Annotated in this window: 19 protein-coding genes, 1 tRNA gene and 1 riboswitch; of the genes, 2 read left to right on the forward strand and 18 right to left on the reverse strand. The window is 72.0% G+C overall.

Annotation, left to right across the window (positions count from 1 at the left end; all coding sequences use genetic code 11):
* Positions 1-2: 2 nt before the first annotated feature.
* Together ABD297_RS10580 and ABD297_RS10585 are read right to left on the reverse strand one after the other, a co-directional pair.
* Positions 3-878 (reverse strand): SMP-30/gluconolactonase/LRE family protein, encoded by an 876-nt coding sequence (locus ABD297_RS10580; RefSeq protein ID WP_344254889.1) that lies wholly within the window; start codon positions 876-878, stop codon positions 3-5.
* Positions 878-1,309 (reverse strand): hypothetical protein, encoded by a 432-nt coding sequence (locus ABD297_RS10585; RefSeq protein ID WP_344254890.1) that lies wholly within the window; start codon positions 1,307-1,309, stop codon positions 878-880. The genes ABD297_RS10580 and ABD297_RS10585 overlap by 1 nt, the downstream gene beginning before the upstream one ends.
* A gap of 108 nt (positions 1,310-1,417) precedes the next feature.
* Here ABD297_RS10585 and ABD297_RS10590 point away from each other — a divergent pair.
* Positions 1,418-1,488 (forward strand) — tRNA-Gly (locus tag ABD297_RS10590).
* An 83-nt stretch (positions 1,489-1,571) separates the two neighbouring features.
* Here the strand turns inward: ABD297_RS10590 and ABD297_RS10595 are convergent.
* Positions 1,572-1,979 carry a C40 family peptidase gene (locus ABD297_RS10595; protein WP_344254891.1) on the reverse strand — a complete coding sequence of 136 codons (408 nt, stop codon included), beginning with the start codon at positions 1,977-1,979 and terminating at the stop codon, positions 1,572-1,574.
* Positions 1,980-2,156: 177 nt separating this feature from the next.
* A riboswitch (cyclic di-AMP (ydaO/yuaA leader) is annotated at positions 2,157-2,301 on the reverse strand.
* A 370-nt stretch (positions 2,302-2,671) separates the two neighbouring features.
* On the opposite strand from ABD297_RS10595, the gene ABD297_RS10600 reads away from it, so the two are divergent.
* A complete protein-coding gene (locus tag ABD297_RS10600; protein ID WP_344254892.1) occupies positions 2,672-3,169 on the forward strand; it encodes an FBP domain-containing protein in 498 nt (165 codons plus the stop codon).
* Positions 3,170-3,300: 131 nt separating this feature from the next.
* Here ABD297_RS10600 and ABD297_RS10605 read toward each other — a convergent pair whose 3' ends face one another.
* The 15 genes from ABD297_RS10605 to ABD297_RS10675 form a co-directional block, all read right to left on the reverse strand.
* The gene (locus ABD297_RS10605) at positions 3,301-4,155 is read right to left on the reverse strand and encodes a sigma-70 family RNA polymerase sigma factor (protein ID WP_344254893.1); all 855 of its coding nucleotides are present in this window, start codon (positions 4,153-4,155) and stop codon (positions 3,301-3,303) included.
* 169 nt (positions 4,156-4,324) lie between these two features.
* Positions 4,325-4,615, reverse strand: coding sequence for a carbon storage regulator (locus tag ABD297_RS10610; protein WP_344254894.1), 291 nt, complete (start codon positions 4,613-4,615; stop codon positions 4,325-4,327).
* Between the two features lie 46 nt (positions 4,616-4,661).
* Positions 4,662-5,585, reverse strand: coding sequence for a hypothetical protein (locus ABD297_RS10615; protein WP_344254895.1), 924 nt, complete (start codon positions 5,583-5,585; stop codon positions 4,662-4,664).
* Positions 5,560-7,605 (reverse strand): flagellar biosynthesis protein FlhA, encoded by a 2,046-nt coding sequence (locus tag ABD297_RS10620; RefSeq protein WP_344254896.1) that lies wholly within the window; start codon positions 7,603-7,605, stop codon positions 5,560-5,562. Before ABD297_RS10620 ends, ABD297_RS10615 begins: the two co-directional genes overlap by 26 nt.
* Positions 7,602-8,771 carry an EscU/YscU/HrcU family type III secretion system export apparatus switch protein gene (locus ABD297_RS10625; RefSeq protein WP_344254897.1) on the reverse strand — a complete coding sequence of 390 codons (1,170 nt, stop codon included), beginning with the start codon at positions 8,769-8,771 and terminating at the stop codon, positions 7,602-7,604. The genes ABD297_RS10620 and ABD297_RS10625 overlap by 4 nt, the downstream gene beginning before the upstream one ends.
* Positions 8,771-9,529 carry a flagellar biosynthetic protein FliR gene (locus tag ABD297_RS10630; RefSeq protein ID WP_344254898.1) on the reverse strand — a complete coding sequence of 253 codons (759 nt, stop codon included), beginning with the start codon at positions 9,527-9,529 and terminating at the stop codon, positions 8,771-8,773. Before ABD297_RS10630 ends, ABD297_RS10625 begins: the two co-directional genes overlap by 1 nt.
* Before the next feature lie 4 nt (positions 9,530-9,533).
* Entirely contained in the window at positions 9,534-9,809 is a 276-nt protein-coding gene (gene fliQ / locus ABD297_RS10635) for a flagellar biosynthesis protein FliQ (protein ID WP_344254899.1), read from the reverse strand.
* Entirely contained in the window at positions 9,806-10,831 is a 1,026-nt protein-coding gene (gene fliP / locus ABD297_RS10640; protein WP_425581159.1) for a flagellar type III secretion system pore protein FliP, read from the reverse strand. The genes fliQ and fliP overlap by 4 nt, the downstream gene beginning before the upstream one ends.
* Positions 10,786-11,316, reverse strand: a complete 531-nt coding sequence (fliO, locus tag ABD297_RS10645) for a flagellar biosynthetic protein FliO (RefSeq protein ID WP_344254901.1) — start codon at positions 11,314-11,316, stop codon at positions 10,786-10,788. Before fliO ends, fliP begins: the two co-directional genes overlap by 46 nt.
* Positions 11,317-12,051, reverse strand: coding sequence for a flagellar motor switch protein FliN (gene fliN / locus ABD297_RS10650; RefSeq protein ID WP_344254902.1), 735 nt, complete (start codon positions 12,049-12,051; stop codon positions 11,317-11,319).
* Positions 12,048-13,037, reverse strand: coding sequence for a flagellar motor switch protein FliM (locus ABD297_RS10655; protein ID WP_344254903.1), 990 nt, complete (start codon positions 13,035-13,037; stop codon positions 12,048-12,050). The genes fliN and ABD297_RS10655 overlap by 4 nt, the downstream gene beginning before the upstream one ends.
* A 79-nt stretch (positions 13,038-13,116) precedes the next feature.
* Positions 13,117-13,914 (reverse strand): OmpA/MotB family protein, encoded by a 798-nt coding sequence (locus tag ABD297_RS10660; RefSeq protein ID WP_344254904.1) that lies wholly within the window; start codon positions 13,912-13,914, stop codon positions 13,117-13,119.
* The gene (locus tag ABD297_RS10665) at positions 13,911-14,738 is read right to left on the reverse strand and encodes a motility protein A (protein WP_344254905.1); all 828 of its coding nucleotides are present in this window, start codon (positions 14,736-14,738) and stop codon (positions 13,911-13,913) included. The genes ABD297_RS10660 and ABD297_RS10665 overlap by 4 nt, the downstream gene beginning before the upstream one ends.
* 9 nt (positions 14,739-14,747) lie before the next feature.
* Positions 14,748-15,083 carry a flagellar FlbD family protein gene (locus ABD297_RS10670; RefSeq protein ID WP_344254906.1) on the reverse strand — a complete coding sequence of 112 codons (336 nt, stop codon included), beginning with the start codon at positions 15,081-15,083 and terminating at the stop codon, positions 14,748-14,750.
* A gap of 74 nt (positions 15,084-15,157) precedes the next feature.
* Positions 15,158-16,333 (reverse strand): flagellar hook protein FlgE, encoded by a 1,176-nt coding sequence (locus tag ABD297_RS10675; protein ID WP_344254907.1) that lies wholly within the window; start codon positions 16,331-16,333, stop codon positions 15,158-15,160.
* Positions 16,334-16,400: the final 67 nt, after the last annotated feature.

Genomic DNA, 16,400 nt, shown 5'->3' on the forward strand with positions numbered 1-16,400 from the left:
CGTCAGCCGGCGAAGGCGCGCACCGGCTGCCCCGGCACGTCGACGCGGACGCGGAAGAGGGCGCCGGCCTGCGGCTCGGGGTCCTCGAGGTTCTCGCGCGACGTCGTGACGTAGAGGTCCCGCAGGTCGTCGCCGCCGAACGTGCAGGCCGTCGTGAGGCGCACGGGCAACGTCACCTCGGCGAGCAGCTCGGCCTGCGGCGAGAAGCAGCGCACGCGGCCGGCGCCGTTGAGGGCGACCCAGACGTTGCCGGCGCTGTCGACCGTGAGGCCGTCGGGGTGGCCGACATCGTGGGTGACGAAGGGTCGCCGGTTGACCAGCTCGCCGTCGACGACGTCGAAGACGTCGGTGCGACCCGTCGGGGTGTCGTCGTAGTAGGCGAGGCGGCCGTCGGGCGAGAGGTCGATGCCGTTGGAGATCGTCACATCGGGCAGGACGACCGTGACGCAGCCCGCCCGGTCGACGCGATAGAGGCGAGCGCTGCCCGGCACCCGGTCGTAGCCCATCGTGCCCGCCCACAGGCGGCCCAGGCCGTCGACGCCGCCCTCGTTCATCCGCACGGACGGGTCGTCCCAGAGGTCGAACCACGGGAGGGGTATGCCGTGTGGCTCGTCCGCGCGCGCCAGCCCCCGCTCGGTCGCGACCACCCAGCCAGCGTCGGTGCGGGGACGCAGGAAAGCGGCCACCGCGCCCACGTGCATCCGGTCGACGTGCCCGTCCTCGCGGAGGGAGAGCACGTCGCCGGCGAGCATGTCGACCCAGCGCAGGCCGCCCCACGTCGGTGACCAGACGGGGCCTTCGCCGTGGTAGCAGAGCGCATCGGTGACCTGCTCGACCTCGCCCGTGGTCATCGGAGTGGGCGCTGCGGAATCGCCCATCAGTCCCACCACACTCCGACGTAGTGGTGCCCCTCGGGCACGGTCGGACCGTCGACGAGCCACTCCGCGTTGGCAGCCGGCCCACCACTCGACTCGGTGTCGGCATCGACCGTCATCGCGTCGATCTCCTCGGGCTGCAACGTCGTGATGACGGCCACCCCACTGGCGAAAGGCCATTCGTCGTCCGGGAAGTCCTGGAACTCCAGGACGTCGAGCTCGACGCGCGCGTCGTGGACCTCCGGGTGCTCACGCAGCTCGAGCAGCACGCGGTGCACGGACTCCAGCGGCATGTCCTCGGGGCGGTTCGGCGCGATGGACCACTCGCAGTCGTTGCCGTCGAAGAACTGCTCGAGGGTCACGGCGACCTGCGCGCTCGCTCCGCCACGCTGCCGCACGTGGTCGATGAACGCGGTCTGCTTGTCGAGATCCATGACGGTTTCGGGTCCCTGGGGTCGCGGTCTGGGCACTGGCGCGGCGTCGGCTACACTGGCGCCGCGTGCCGCTCACGTGCCCCTCACGGGGCTCCGCCGGCGGCCCGTGCGAGCGTAGCTCAATGGTAGAGCGCCAGCTTCCCAAGCTGGATACGCGGGTTCGATTCCCGTCGCTCGCTCCGCGCACAACCTCGCCGTCCACCTCTTCTCCTGGTGGACGCGCGGCCCCCGGGGTCGTCAGCTTCCGAGGGCCGCGACCCCGTCAGCGGACTCGGCCCGCCACCCACCGGCTGGTCCACAGCTTCGAGAGCTGGACTCGCTGTCCCGGCCTCGGTGAGTGCCAGATCTTGCCGCCGCCGGCGTATATGCCGACGTGGTAGGCGCGGCCGCCGGACATGAAGAAGACGAGGTCACCGGGTCGGAGGCTGGCCTTGGCGATGCGGATCGTCTGCAGGCGCTGGGCGTTGGCGGTGCGCGCCAGCGAGACGTGCAGCTGCTTGCGGTAGACGTAGTAGACGAGTCCGGAGCAGTCGAAGGACGACGGCCCCGCCCCGCCCCAGCGGTACGGCTTTCCCTTCTGGGCAGCCGCGACCCTGACGGCCTTGAGGCCGCGCGGGATGGCGATGGACGCCGGCGTGACGTAGGCGACGGGCTTCGTCGTCAGGTTCACAGGTGCTCGGACGGAGAGCCCGGAGCCGGGCGATGCGGCGGTCGATGTGGCCGGCGCGGAGGCGGTCGGTGCCGGCGTCGTGCCGACCGTCCCGACCAGGAGTGCCGCAGTCACGAGGGGCGCAATCGCCAATGACTGCAATGAAACTCGACGTGCAGAGGTAGAAGCGGACATGGCAGGTCCTTCCCACGCCTGTGAGGTGAGCTGTCGGGTTCGGGCGGAAGTTGCCCGGCCGCGGATGCGGCTTCACCCCGAGGACCGGCGGACCGGTCCGAGAGTGGGTCCCCCACTCCTGTCCGTTATTCCTTGGCTGCCCCACCGGTGGACAGGACTCGGCGTCCGGCGGGCCGTCCGGGGAAGACCCCGGACGATGAACATTCATCGAATGTGACAGACAAGGTCACGAAAGCCCCCTGGACGGATGGATTCTGGCAAGAGTTGCCACCCCAAACGGTGGCGAACAGGACGCACGGACCGCCTCGAGGGCCAGCTCCCGGCATAAATAGGTGGAGATCGCCTCCCGCCTGACGCACCATGGACGCTGCTCCGCCCGGAGCATGTCGGTCGTCGGCGGGGTGACTCGCGGAGAGGTGGGTGGCCAGGATGGCCTGCTCAGCGGACACGGTCCCGCGCCATCTCCCCCACCCCGGCCGACCGGGCCATCCGGTCATGCCCGACCGACAGGAAAGACCGTGAAACCACTGACAGAGAACGAGATTCGCGCTTCGTTCGTCAACGCCTCCCGCCGCGAGGCCAAGCAGGCAAGCCTCCCTCCCGACCTCGAGCGCCTCGGTGACCGTTGGGAGCAGCTCGACCTGCTCGGCTGGGTCGACCGCAACAACCCCCAGCGCGCGTATGCCGTGGTGCCCGTCGATGACGAGCCCGTCGGCTTCCTCCTGCGCACCTCGGAGCGCACGCGCAGGTCCAGCACGATGTGCGCGTGGTGCGAGGACGTCTTCGCGACCAACGAGGTGTCGCTCTTCGTCGCCAAGCGCGCCGGCGCAGCGGGGCGGGAGGGCAACAGCCTCGGCACGCTCGTGCATGCCGACTTCAGCTGCTCAGCCCACGTGAGGCGGTTGCCGAACGGCATGGAGGGCGGCCTCGACCCGTTTGCCTTGGTCGAGAGGCGCGTCGAGGAGCTGCGGGAGCGTTCGTCCGCGTTCGCACGCCGCCTCCGCGACGGGTCCTGACCGGTCAGGACGCGTCCCTACCGGCCCCACCGGTCCGCCGGCGCTGACCTGTCGGGACCTGTCCGGGCCGTCACCTCACCCGCGTCGAAGCCCGTGGCCGGTCCGGCCCGTGACGACGTCGCGGGTCGGGCTCAGCCGGCTGCTTCGAGGGAGGGCGACCCGTGGACGCGTCGCACGCCACCCCCGACGAGCGTCCGGGAGGAGCGGAAGCCCTGGACGGCCTCGCCGACGCTCTCGAGGTAGGCGGCGCGGCGAGAGGTGACCGCGACGGGGTGCCCGGCATCGGCCGAGACGTGGCGGAGCGTGTCGGGCTCGTCGCCGAAGTGCGTCTCGAGGCCACCTCGCATCAGCCGCAGGGCCTCCCCGCGCTGCTGGGATACGGCCGAGGAGGTGAGGCCGAGCTCGGCCGCCACATCCTTGACGGCGCGCCCCTCGAGGTAGATCTCGGTGACGATGAAGCGGAGCCGGTCGGGCAGGGCGGCCACGGCCGCCCCGAGGTGCTGGAGGCGCTCGCGCTCGAGAGCGGCGTCCTCGGGCGCGACCGTGTCGGCCGCGAGAGCCTCTGCGGCCGCGTCGAGCGGGCCGACGACCCTTGCTGCATCAGCGAGCCCGTCCCGGACCTGGTCGCACGTGACTCCGAGGGCCGAGGCCATCTCCTCGTGAGAGGGAGCGCGTCCGAGGCGTGCCCCGAGGGTCTCGGCCATGGCCTGCATCGCCTTGATCCGCTGGCGCGTGCCGCGGCCGGCCCAGTCGAGCGAGCGGAGCTCGTCGATGAGGGCCCCGCTGATGCGCCGCCGGGCGTAGGCCCCGAAGGGCACTCCCGCTGCGGGGTCGAAGCTGTCGGCGGCGAGCACGAGCCCCACGGCCCCGACCGAGGCGAGGTCCTCACGGGAGAGGTGGGTGGCCCGGGCGCACAGCTCGGAGACGAGGTAGCCGACGAGCGGAAGGTTGTCGACGACGAGACGGTTGCGTTCCGCTGCTAGCACTGGACCCCTTGGACGAGCGCATCGACCATGCGCGAGATGGGTCGCGCAACAGATGTCTGCGCACCCGTTCAGACATGTCCATTTTGGGTGGATAAAACCGGGTTTGTACGCGAAATCGCGAAATTTGCCCGGTCAACCCGGCGAGGAGGCTCCTCGCCGCCGGCGACGCCTACGGCGTCGGCGTCCCGTCCCCTGCTCCCGTCGAGCCGGCGGACGCCGCGGTCGGTGGTGCCGAGGTGGGCGGCACGAGCCCTCGGAGCACCTCGTCGGCGTTGGCCCGGGTGGCCTCGCGGTTGGCATCCGCCACGGCGACGGCGATCTCCTCGCGCTTGATCTCGAGGTGGCGAGGGGCGTCGATGCCGATGCGGATGCCGTCGCCGCCGCGACTCTCGAGGAACGTGATCACGATGTCGTCGCCGATCATGATCTTCTCGCCCGGCTTGCGGGTCAGCACGAGCATGAGGGTTCCCTTCCGTGGGTTGCGGGTCGTCGGTGGTCGACGCGGCTCAGAGCACCGTCCGTGGCGCGGGCATCCCGTCCAGCCAGCCTAGGGGAAGCCCGAGCCCGTTCACGGTGTGCGCCGTCCGCGAGTCGCCCGCCCCGACGACCGCGAGCGCGTCGACGTGCAGGGTCTCCCGCACGAGCGAGACCCACTCGAACGTCTCGTCCGCCTTGTGCCGGGCGTCGACGACGAGCCACACCTGGTCGGGGCCGAGCAGCGTCACCTCGTCGAGGTTCGGCAGTCCCGCCGTGGGCGAGCCGAGGCCGTATGCCGTCAGCACCGTCGCGCGGGCCTCCACCGCCATCGCTCTGGCCTCCGCCGCGTCCCACCGCCCGACCAGCCGCGGGCTGCCGTCACGTCCTGCGGCGCCGGCCCCGTAGCGGACCACGTCCGCATCCGCAAGCTCGAGGGCCACGGCCATCGAGTCGGCCACTGGCCAGGCGGTGTCCCCGAGCCCGAGGACGAGCACGAGGTCCCCGGGTGCCTCCAGCAGTGCCGGGGGCACGGCCGCCCCGGGCCGCCCCGCGCGCGACCCGTCGAGGTCGCCGTGGTCGACGCCGAGGCGGGAGAGCAGTGCCGACAGGGTGTCCGAGTCGGTGGAGACCGTCGCGGCCGGTGCCTCGACAGGGGACGCGGCCGCCGGGGCGTTGACGTCGTCCTCGGCACGGTCGGCGCTCTCCAGCAGGGCGAGCAGGCCGGTGCGGTCACCCAGCACGTGCACGCCGGGACGGGCCGGCGTGACGGGCACGTAGGTGTCCGGCACCTCCACCATGACCTCGAGGTGGCGCCGTCCGAGGAAGCCGGCGACACCGGGGTCGAGGACCCGTTCGGCGCGCACGATGCGGGCACCGTTCCCGTAGAGGGCGGTAGCCTCGCGGGCGAGCTCGTCGAGGCTGCGCCCCTCAAGCAGGAACTGCTGCACCGACACGCACCACCCCGACGGTCTCGATGGTGACGTCGGCCGAGGTCACCTCGGAGTACGACAGCACCGGCACGCCCCGCGGGGGCGTCGGGACGAGCTTGCGCAGGGCCGGCCGGAGCACCGGCGCACACACGAGCACGGCGGACTTGCCGGCGGCCTCGGCTGCGGCGACGGCCGAGCTGAGCGAGGTCATCACCGCGTCCAGCCGGGCCGGGTCGACGACGAGCTGCGTGCCGCCCTCCGCCGGGCGCAGGTCCTGCACGAGGGCCTGCTCGAGGGTGGGCTCGATCGTGATGACCGTGAGGTGGCCGTCGTCGGCGAACCTTGCGACGAGTGCGGGTCCGAGGCCGGCGCGCGCGGCCTCGACGAGCGACTCGGCGTCCGCGCCCGCCTTGGCCCGCAGGGTCAGCGCCTCGTAGATCCGCGTCAGGTCGTTGATCGGTACCTGCTCGGCGAGCAGGCCCTGGAGCACCCGGTGCACCTCGGCGAGCGAGAGCAGCGACGGCGTCAGCTCGTCGACGGTGGCCGGGCTGACCGCCCGCACTCCCTCGGTCAGGACCCGCACGTCCTCTCGCGACAGCAGGCGCGAGGCGTGGGCGCTGACGACCGACGACAGGTGGGTCACGAGCACGCTCACCCGGTCGATGAGGGTGGCCCCCGTCAGCTCGGCGCTGTGGCGCAGCTCGGCCGGGATCCACTTGCCGGCGAGACCGAAGACCGGCTCGATGACCGCTGCACCGGGGAGGGCGTCCAGCGACTCACCGAGGGCCAGGAGCCGCCCGGGAGGCGCGATGCCGCGGCCGGCCTCGACGCCCGCGACGCGGACGGCATACGTCGACGGTGGCAGGTCGACGCTGTCCCGGGTCCGGACCGGGGGGATGACGATGCCGAGATCCATCGCGACGGTGTGTCGCAGCGCCTTGACGCGGCCGAGGAGGTCGTCCGGCGAGCCGCCCACGAGGTCGACGAGGTCAGCGGCGAGGAGGATCTCGAGCGGCTGGACGCGCATCTTCTCGATGATCGCCTCGTTCGGGTCGACGGGGCCGCCCTCGGCACCGGCGTCGTCGGCACCGCCGGCCGCGCCTGCCACGACGACCGGGCGCACCCGGCGGGAGGCGAGGACGAGGAGGCCACCGACCGCGAGGAAGGGCAGCGGCGGCATACCGGGCAGGAGGGCCATGACGATCGACGCACACCCGGCCACGAGCAGGGCCGTCCTCGACTGCGAGAGCTGGACCGACGCCGTGCGCCCGAGGTCGGCCTCGGCGTTGGAGCGGGTGACGATCATGCCCGTCGAGACCGCCATGAGCAGCGCCGGGATCTGCGTCACGAGGCCGTCGCCGACGGTGAGCAGGGTGTAGGTGTTGACCGCATCGGTCAGCGACAGCCCGCGCTGCACCATGCCGACGGCGATGCCGCCGACGACGTTGACGATGATGATGACGATGCCGGCGATCGCGTCACCCTTGACGAACTTCGAGGCGCCGTCCATCGCGCCGTAGAAGTCCGCCTCGGCCGCCACCTGGGCCCGGCGCTCGCGCGCGACGACGTCGGTGATGAGGCCCGCGTTGAGGTCCGCGTCGATCGCCATCTGCTTGCCGGGCATGGCATCGAGCGTGAAGCGCGCACCCACCTCGGCGACGCGCTCGGCACCCTTGGTGACGACGACGAACTGGATGACGACGAGGATGACGAAGACGACCGCGCCGATGATGAGCGAGCCGCCGACCGTCACCGTGCCGAACGCCTCGATGACGTGGCCCGCGAAACCCTGGCCCAGGACGAGCCGGGTCGAGGCGACGTTGAGGCCGAGGCGGAAGAGCGTCGCGACGAGCAGCAGCGACGGGAAGACCGAGAAGTCGAGCGGCTTCGTCACGAACATCGCGGTCAGCAGGATCACGAGGGCGAGCGCGATGTTGCAGACGATGAGCACGTCGAGCAGGACGGCGGGCACCGGCACGACGAGCAGCAGGACGATGCCGACGATGCCGAGCGGCACCGCCAGACGGGCGAGGTCACGGTTCACGAGAGCCCTCCGGGGTGTGACGTGGACGAGGACGAGGAGGTCGGGGCCGACGCGCCCGCCGCAGCGGGCGCTGCGGCGGGTGCCCGGGCGGGGCGCTTCGGGACGGTGTGGACGCCGGCCGCGGAACCCCGGGCCCGCAGCGCCATGACGAAGGCGAGGACGCCTGCGACCGGGGTGTAGAGCTCGACCGGGATCTCCTGGCCGAGCTCGCAGCCCGCGTGCAGCGCCCGGGCGAGCGGCACGTCCCGGACCATCGGCACGCCCTTGTCCTCGGCCTCGGCGCGGATGCGGGTGGCGATGGTCCCGGCACCCTTGGCCACGACGCGGGGTGCGGCCTTGCCGGGCTCGTAGGTCAGGGCCACGGCGACGTGGGTCGGGTTGACCAGGACGACGTCCGCACCGGCCACGGCCGAGATCATCCGGTTCCGCGACATGGACAGCTGCCGCGAGCGCCGGTGCTGACGCAGGAGCGGGTCGCCCTCGCTCGTCTTGTGCTCGTCCTTGACCTCGCGCTTCGTCATCCGCGTGCGACCGCGGTTGCGGCGCATGACGACCGCCACGTCGGCCGCAGCGAGGACGATGCCGGCGACGACGGCGAAGCGCAGCAGCGACGCCGCCCCGTACCCCGTCTCGGCGATGAGGCCCGACACCGGCAGGCCGCCCGCGGACAGGAGCACCGGCACGAGGTCCTGGACGACCATCCACAGCACGACCGAGACGACCGCCGTCTTGAGCAGCGCCTTGGCGCCGCCCCAGAGGGCCTGCTTGCCGAACATCCGCCCGATCCCCTTGACGAGGTCGAAGTGCTCGAACGACGGGGAGAAGCGCTTGACGTGCAGGCCGCCCTGGAGCACCGACCCCGCGATGACGCCGACGAAGACGGCCGACACGAGCGGGAGCAGCGTCCACCCGATCGAGCCGAGCCCCTCGCCGAGGGCCGCCACGGCGCGGCCGGGGTCGGGGTCCGCGCTGACCGAACGCAGGGTCATCAGCTGGCTCGCGCTCGCGTCGGCCCCGCGCGAGATCGTCGCGGGGATCATGACGGCGCCGAGCCCGACCGCGAGCCAGGCGGTGAGGTCCTGCGACTTCGACAGCTGGCCCTTGGACCGGACCTCCTTCATCCGCTTGTCGGTGGCCTGCTCGGTGCGTTCACCCGCGTCGGACATCAGGCCACCCCCAGCAGCAGCCGGGCGGCGTCGTGGGCCAGGGCCGACACGACGCGAGGAAGGGCGAGGAAGAGGAAGCCCGCGAGCCCGAGGGTGATGAGGATCTTGAGCGGGAAGCCCAGCTGGAAGGCGTTGAGGGCCGGGGCGACCCGCGTCAGCAGGCCGAGGCCGACGTCGGCGAGGAAGAGGACGGCCATGAGCGGCCCGGCGATCTGCACGGCGGCGACGAACATGCCGCTGACGCCGGTGACCATCGCCTCGACCGGACGGGACAGGTCGATCCCGCCGCCGAGTGGCAGGGGGCCCACCGTCCCGGTCAGGCCGCTGATGACGAGCTGGTAGCCGTCCGTGCTGAAGAGCAGGGCCAGCGCCGCCATCTGGGTCAGACGCGTGAACTGCGCCCCGTTGACCCTGCTCTGCGGGTCGTAGCCCTGGGCCAGCTGGAAGCCCCCGGAGAGGTCGACGAGGGAGCCCGCGGACTGCACGGCGGCGAAGACGAGGTAGACGAGGAAGCCGAGGGCGAGCCCCGTGAGCAGCTCGAGGACGAGGCCCGTCACGAAGGCCGCGTCACCGCGGCCCGTCCAGGACGCGCCCGCTCGACCCGAGACCGCGATGCCCAGACCGACGCCGAGCATGGCCTTGATGCGCGCCGGGAACGCGTTGTGCGAGAACGGTGGTGCGATGAAGAGGAAGGCCGTCATCCGGACGATCGCGAGCAGCGTCGCCTCGGCCCAGGCCTGGTCGATGGGGATCGTCATCGGGTCAGGCCATGCCCAGCAGGCTCGGGATCCGGGCGAAGAGGTCCTGCGTGAACGACACCATCTCGGCGATCATCCAGTGGCCCGAGACGGCGAGCGCGATGGCGACCGCGACGGCCTTGGGCACGAACGAGAGAGTGACCTCCTGCAGCTGGGTGATGGACTGCACGAGCGAGACCGCGAGGCCGACGACGAGGGCCGTGATGAGGACCGGCGCCGACAGCTTCGCGGCGGCAGCCAGGGCCTGGACGCAGATGTCGAGGACGGCCGACGCGTTCACGTCACTCCCCCGGCGTAGCTCTGGACGAGCGCCGTGATGACGAGGCCCCACCCGTCGACGAGGATGAAGAGCAGCACCTTGAACGGCAGCGACACCATGACCGGCGGCAGCATCATCATGCCCATCGACATCAGCGCCGACGACACGACGATGTCGATGACGAGGAACGGGATGAAGATGACGAAGCCGATGATGAAGGCCGCCCGCAGCTCCGAGATCATGAACGCCGGGACGAGGGTCTGCAGGGGCGTGGCCGCCGGGGTCGCCGGGTTGGCGATGCCAGCCGCCCGGGTCATCAGGGCGATGTCCTCCTGACGGGTGTGCGCGAGCATGAACGTCGAGAGCGGCTTGGCGCCGGCGGAGAGTGCCGCGCCGAAGTCGAGGTTGCCGGCGAGGTAGGGCTGCACGGCGTGCACGTTCACCTGGGTCAGCACGGGCCACATGATGAAGAGCGTCAGGAAGAGCGTCAGGCCCGCGAGCACCTGGTTGGGCGGGACCGACCCGAGCCCCAAGGCGTTCCGCGTCATCGCGAGCACGACGAAGATCTTGGTGAACGAGGTCATCATGAGCAGCAGCGCGGGCGCCACCGACAGAAGGCCGATCCCGATGAGGGTGACGACCGCCGACGACGGGCCCTTGTCGGGGGTGTTGATCTTCAGGTCGATGGCCGGGCGGGCGGTGCTCGACTTCTTGGCGCCGGTCGACGGGGTGGGGCTCGGGGTCGGCTCGGCCGGCAGCATCGGGCGCGCCGCACTCGCCGGGCCTGCGGTGCGGACACCCGTCGTGCCTGCGGCGAACGGCCGCGCGACCCCCGCCGCACGTCCCGCGGGCTCGGCCGCGTGGCCGGCCGACGCCGAAGCGGTGAGCAGGGCGCACGCCGCGAGGAAGGTCAGTGCGGCGAGGGCCAGCACGCGACGAACACGGCCTCCACGGCATACGCCTGCGGTCCCCGCGCGGGACGTGAGGAGCGGGGAGGTCACGACCGTCGACCGGACCTCAGGGCCTGGGCCGCGGCCCGCCACGTGGCCGGCTCGAGGACGGAGCCGGTCACCTGACCGGCCGACTGCTGTGCGGTCTCCTTGCGCAGCTCGGCCGCGAAGGACGCCTGCCGAGCGGCCGCCCGGATCGACGGCACGTCGGAGTCCGCCGGCGCGGCCGCCTCACCGTCGTCCGCGACGGCGTCGTGGGTCGGGTCGGGCTCGAGGCCGATCGCGAGGTCGTAGGGGTTCCCGACAGCCGTCCGCGAGTCAGGGACGGGCGCCGGCGCCTCGGCCGAGTGCAGCACGGTGATGCCGTGCTCGGTCACGCCGAGCAGGAAGCGGCGACCGTCGGTGTCGACGACCACGACCGACGCCTTGGGCCCGACGCTCTGCCGCGCGACCACACTCAGCACCCGGGCACGCAGGCCCGGGTTGCCCGCCCGGAGCCGGCGCTGCAGCAGCCACATGATGCCGAAGACCGCACCGAGCGAGACGATGACCCGAAGGCCCAGGACGAGCGAGTCCATTCAGGGCCGAGCCTCGGCGGTGTCGAGGATCCGGGAGATGCGGACCGCGTAGTCCTGGTCGACGACGACCACCTCGCCGAGCGCGATCCGACGGCCGTTGAGCAGGATGTCCACCGGCGCGCCGGCCGATCGGTCGAGCTCGACGACGGTGCCCGGCTCCATCGACAGCGCGTCACGCACGCTCATCCGGGTGCGCCCGATCTCGACCGTGAGGGCCATCTCGACGTCCTGGATGCGGCGCAGGCGACCGTCGAACGCCGGCTCTCCGCCAGTGGCAGCCGCGGCGCCCGCACCACCCCCGACGCCGGCGGCCTCCGACGCGCCGTGCCGGATCGCGAGCCAGCCGAACGGCGCGACGCCGTCGGAGATCTCGAAGACCGCGCTGACCTCCGGGTCGGCCAGCAGGCCCCCGGGGTCGCCGGCGACGAGCTCGGACAGGACGCCGTCACCGAGGGCCGACGCGGCGGCCTCGAAGGCCGGGCGCAGCACGGCCGGGACCGACGCGGCCGGGCCGCCCCCGGCCACGGCGACGAAGGTGGTGTCGAGCACGACGAGGACGAGCTCCGCAGGGCTGGGTCCGACGAGCGAGGTTGAGAGGACGGCCGCCCCGCCGGGGCCGGGGCCGGCCAGCGCCTCCGGTCCGACCTGGGCGACCTGACCGGCGACGACCAGGCCGGGGACGGGCAGTGACGCGACGAGGCGCTCGGCGACGGAGCTGAGGTGTGCGGGGCTCACGGACGGTTCTCCTGGGTCGGTGCGAAGGCGTCGAGGGCGCCGAAGGTGTCGAGGGCGGCAGTGCCCGGCGGGGCCGGCGGGGCCGGCTCCGGGCCGCGCGCCGGAGGCACGAGCGAGACGATGCGCGCAGCGGCACGCGTGCCGGCGCGCACGACCATGGCCCGGGCGAGGTCCTCGCCCCCCACCGTCACGACGAACGGGTCACGCGAGTGGTGCGGCAGGCTGATGGTGTCGCCGACGGCGAGCGAGAGCACCTGCTCGGGCGTCACGCAGACGGGCGCCAGGCGTACGGCCACCTCCATGGGCACCTGGGCGACCTGCTCGCGGGTCAGCGCGGCGGCGTTGTCGCTGCTCGCGACCGGGTTGACCGCGCCGAGCTGCGGCAGCAGCGTGTCCGCGGGGATGGCGAACGTGACCGTCGAGGCCGTCTCGCCGACCTGGAGGCCGCACGTCACGACGACCATGAGGTCCGAGGTGGCGGCGGCCTGCGCGAACTGCGAGTTGTGCTGGATCGACTCGACGCTCGCCTCGACCGGCATGAGCGGCCCCAGCGAGTAGCTGAGGACGTCGAGGGCCTCCTCGACGAGGGCCTTGACGAGGGCGTGCTCGATCGGCGTGAGCTTGCGCTCGAGGCCCACCTTGTCGGAGCTGCCGCCGAGCATCCGCGCCACCCAGCCGAGGGCCGCGGGCGTCGGGAACTGCACGACCATCTTCGCGGGGGTGTCGCCGAGGACGCAGCGCACCATGCAGGTCACCGTCGGCAGCGACGCGACGTACTCGTCGTAGGTCTGCACGATGACCGACTCGGTCGTGGCCGTCGACTTGGTGCGCACCTTCGCGGTCAGCTGGGTGCCCCACTGCCGGGCGAAGGAGTCGAACGCGGCCTCGAGGATGCGGCTGTGCTCGCGGGCGAGAGTCGTCGGGCGCCGGAAGTCATACGCTTCGACGGCGAGCCCCGCGGTCGCCCCCACGTCGTGCACAGTCACGACCGGCACTATCGGCAGGCTGCCGCGTCCCGTAAGGGCTTGCGTATGCCGTCCGCGACGTGCCGCTGAGGGCGCCCTCTCAGGTCCGGCCGGCCTGCGCCTTGAGCGCGTCGGGGATCAGGGCACGCACGCTCTCGGGCTGGTCGGAGAGCACGACGATGTCGACGCGCCGGTTCTGCCGGTAGTCCGCCGGGGTGGTCCCCCGGCTCGCGGGCCGGGACGACCCGTAGCCGGTGGCGCCGACCCGGGCGCCGGGCAGGCCACCCTGCTCGACCATGTACCGCGCGACCTTGGTGGCCCGCTCCGCCGACAGCTCCCAGACCGACGGGTAGGACGTGATGAGGTTGGCAGCGTGGCCCTCGACCGAGACCTGCAGCCGGGTCCCGACGATGACGGGGGTGATGGCGTGCATGATCCGGTAGGCGCGCGGGGTCAGCACCGTGCTGTCCGGGCTGAAGAACGTCTGCGACCCGACGAGCCGGACGGTGAGGCCACGCTGGTCGATGTGGAACTGCACGTCCTTCTGGAGTCCTTCGACGGCAAGGCGCTTGTTCATCTGCTCGGCCAGGGCGCTGAACTTCCTGACGTCCTTGACGGCGAGGTCGAGGTCGGCGAAGCCCTCCTTGTCCTTGCTCGCCATCGAGGGCGGCACGACGGTGCCCGAGGCGGTGTCGACCTTCTGGCTGATCGTGGTGCCGAAGCCGGTCGCGAGGGAGTTGCGCAACTTCTCGAAGCGGTTCTTGTCGACCGTCGACATCGCGTAGAGCACGACGAAGAGGCAGAAGAGCACGGTGATCATGTCCATGTAGGACACGGCCCACCGCTCGTCGACGTGGAACTCCTCGGGGACCTTGCGGGAACGACGGCGACGGCTCATGCGGCAGCCGACTCCGGGTCGCGCGAGCCGGATCCCCTGCCGCCCTTGCCCTTGCCGCCCTTGTCCTTGTCGCTCGCCCCGGTGTCGGCCACCATCGCGCGCAGGCGGTCGGCGAGCAGCAGCGGCTGGGCGCCGCCCTGCATCGCGAGGACACCCTCCATGACGAGGTTCATCCGCTCGACCTCCAGCTCGCTGAGGCGGGCGATCCGCGCCGAGATCGGCAGCCAGATGAAGTTGGCCGAGAGCAGGCCCCACAGGGTCGCGACGAACGCGCTCGCGATCATCGGGCCGAGCTGGTCCGGGGACGAGAGGTTCTCGAGGACGTGGGTGAGGGACACGACGGTGCCGATGATGCCGATGGTCGGCGCGTAGCCCCCGAGCGCGGCGAAGAACTTCGAGTCGGCGTGGTCGACGCGGGCCTTGGTGGCGATCTGGTCCTCCATGAGGATCCGCAGCTCCTCGGCGTCCGTGCCGTCGGCGACGTTCTGCAGCGCGCCGGCCAGGAACGCGTCGCCGGCCTCGCTCGCCTCGGCCTCGAGCGCGAGCAGCCCCTCGGAGCGGGCCTTCTCGGCCAGGGTGATGAGGCCGTCGATGCTGTCCTGCGGCTTGGGCGCCTTGCCGAGGAAGGCCCGCGGCACGGCCTTGAACGCCCGCAGGGTGTCCTTGACCGTGTTGCCGGCGAGGCCGACGGCGATCGTCGCCCCGAAGACGAGGATCATCGGCGGTGGCAGCAGGAGCGAGGAGATGTGGGAGCCCTCGAGCGTCACGATGGCGACGACCGACCCGAAGGCGAGCACCAGGCCGATGATGAGTGAGGGGTCCATGCTGTCTCCTCAGTGCTCGGTGGGCCGCAGGGGCGTCGGCGGCGTCGGGGAGGTCGCAGCCGTCGGGGACGGGCTGCTCGCCGGGGCTGTCGCGGACCGCGGGTCGTTCTCGCCCCGGAGGACGCTGAGCTGGGGCACCTCACCGACGGTGAGCGACTGCGCGGCGGCGATGACGAGGGCGCGGAAGTCGGCGATGAGGGCGATGATCTCGGGCAGGCTCTCGCGCACGACGTACGTGGCTCCCCCGACCATGACGAGCGTCGTGTCCGGGTTCTCCTGGACGCGCTCGACGAGGTCGGGGTTCACCGCGAAGCGTGACCCGTTGAGACGGGTGACTGCGATCATGGGGCCCTTTCGGGGGGCGGGGCTCATCCCCACCTCCGCCCCCCTCTATCGGCAGGTCGACCTGGTCGTTAAGGTCACCGCTTCAGGTCGACGAGCTCCTGCAGCACCTGGTCCGACGTCGTGATGATGCGCGCGTTGGCCTGGAAGCCACGCTGGGCGACGATGAGGTTGGTGAACTCCTGCGAGAGGTCGACGTTGCTCATCTCGAGCGCGCCGCCGACGAGCGAGCCGAAGCCGGCGTCGCCCGCCTGTCCGATCTGCGCGACACCGGAGTTGGCGGTGCTCGAGTAGGACGAGTCGCCGGCCTTCTCCAGGCCCGAGGGGTTGGTGAAGCGGGCGAGCGCGACCCGGCCGACGGCCTGGCGAACCCCGTTGCTGAACGAGCCGACGAGCGAGCCGTCCGCGCCGACGCTGAACGCCTCGAGGTTGCCGGCCTTATAGCCGTCCTGACCGGTCGCGGCCACGGTGGTGCTCCCGGCGTAGCCCGTGACCGTGCTGAGGTCGACGGTGATGCCACCGACGGACACCGAGCCGGCCGCGGTCTGCTTGCCTGCGGTGAACGACAGCGCGCCGGTGCCGCTGGCACCTGAGGCGTCGGCGGCGGAGACGTTCCAGCCGCCCGCGCTCCGGGTGAAGGTCAGGGCCAGGCTGCGCGGCACACCGCTCGCGTCGAACACCTGGATGTCCCGCTGCAGGGCGGTGCCCACTGCGGCGTCCGAGGGCAGGTTGCCGCTGACGTCGACGCCGGTCGTGGCGCGGGCCGGCAGCATCGTCGTCGGCGTGAGCAGCAGGTCGGTCGTAGGGCCGCCGGTGTTGATCCGGCCCGAGGCGTCGGCGGTCCAGCCCTGCAGGATGCCGCCGTCGGGGGTGACGAGGTGGCCCGAGGCGTCGAGGTCGAAGGCCCCGGCGCGGGCGTAGTACTGCTGGCCGCCCTTGCTCGTGACGAAGAAGCCGTCGCCCGAGATCATCATGTCGGTGGCCTTGCCCGTGGTCTGGGCCGAGCCCTGGGTGAAGTTGGTCGTCACCGCGGCGACGCGCACACCGAGCCCGACCTGGGCGGGGTTCGTGCCGCCGGTGAGGGCCTGGGGGCCGGACGCGCCCTGCGTCAGCTGCGACAGGGTGTCCTGGAACTGCGTCGAGGAGCCCTTGAAGCCGGTGGTGTTGACGTTGGCGATGTTGTTGCCGGTCACGTCGAGCATGGTCTGGTGGGCGCGCAGGCCCGAGATGCCGGAGTAGAGCGAGCGGAGCATGGTGTCTGCCTTTCGGGCGGTGGGTACGGGCTGGAGGTCGGGGGTGGGACCACGTCGGGACGGGGTC

The organism is Terrabacter carboxydivorans (assembly GCF_039532035.1).
GTDB lineage: Bacteria > Actinomycetota > Actinomycetes > Actinomycetales > Dermatophilaceae > Terrabacter > Terrabacter carboxydivorans.

Coding starts and splice junctions, on each gene's coding strand:
- ABD297_RS10625 (WP_344254897.1), bottom strand. CDS start 8,771: ATGTCCGACGCGGGTGAACGCACCGAGCAGGCCACCGACAAGCGGATG.
- ABD297_RS10660 (WP_344254904.1), bottom strand. CDS start 13,914: ATGAGCCGTCGCCGTCGTTCCCGCAAGGTCCCCGAGGAGTTCCACGTC.
- ABD297_RS10665 (WP_344254905.1), bottom strand. CDS start 14,738: ATGGACCCCTCACTCATCATCGGCCTGGTGCTCGCCTTCGGGTCGGTC.
- fliO (WP_344254901.1), bottom strand. CDS start 11,316: ATGGACTCGCTCGTCCTGGGCCTTCGGGTCATCGTCTCGCTCGGTGCG.
- ABD297_RS10630 (WP_344254898.1), bottom strand. CDS start 9,529: ATGACGATCCCCATCGACCAGGCCTGGGCCGAGGCGACGCTGCTCGCG.
- ABD297_RS10610 (WP_344254894.1), bottom strand. CDS start 4,615: ATGCTCGTGCTGACCCGCAAGCCGGGCGAGAAGATCATGATCGGCGAC.
- ABD297_RS10580 (WP_344254889.1), bottom strand. CDS start 878: ATGGGCGATTCCGCAGCGCCCACTCCGATGACCACGGGCGAGGTCGAG.
- ABD297_RS10585 (WP_344254890.1), bottom strand. CDS start 1,309: ATGGATCTCGACAAGCAGACCGCGTTCATCGACCACGTGCGGCAGCGT.
- ABD297_RS10670 (WP_344254906.1), bottom strand. CDS start 15,083: ATGATCGCAGTCACCCGTCTCAACGGGTCACGCTTCGCGGTGAACCCC.
- ABD297_RS10675 (WP_344254907.1), bottom strand. CDS start 16,333: ATGCTCCGCTCGCTCTACTCCGGCATCTCGGGCCTGCGCGCCCACCAG.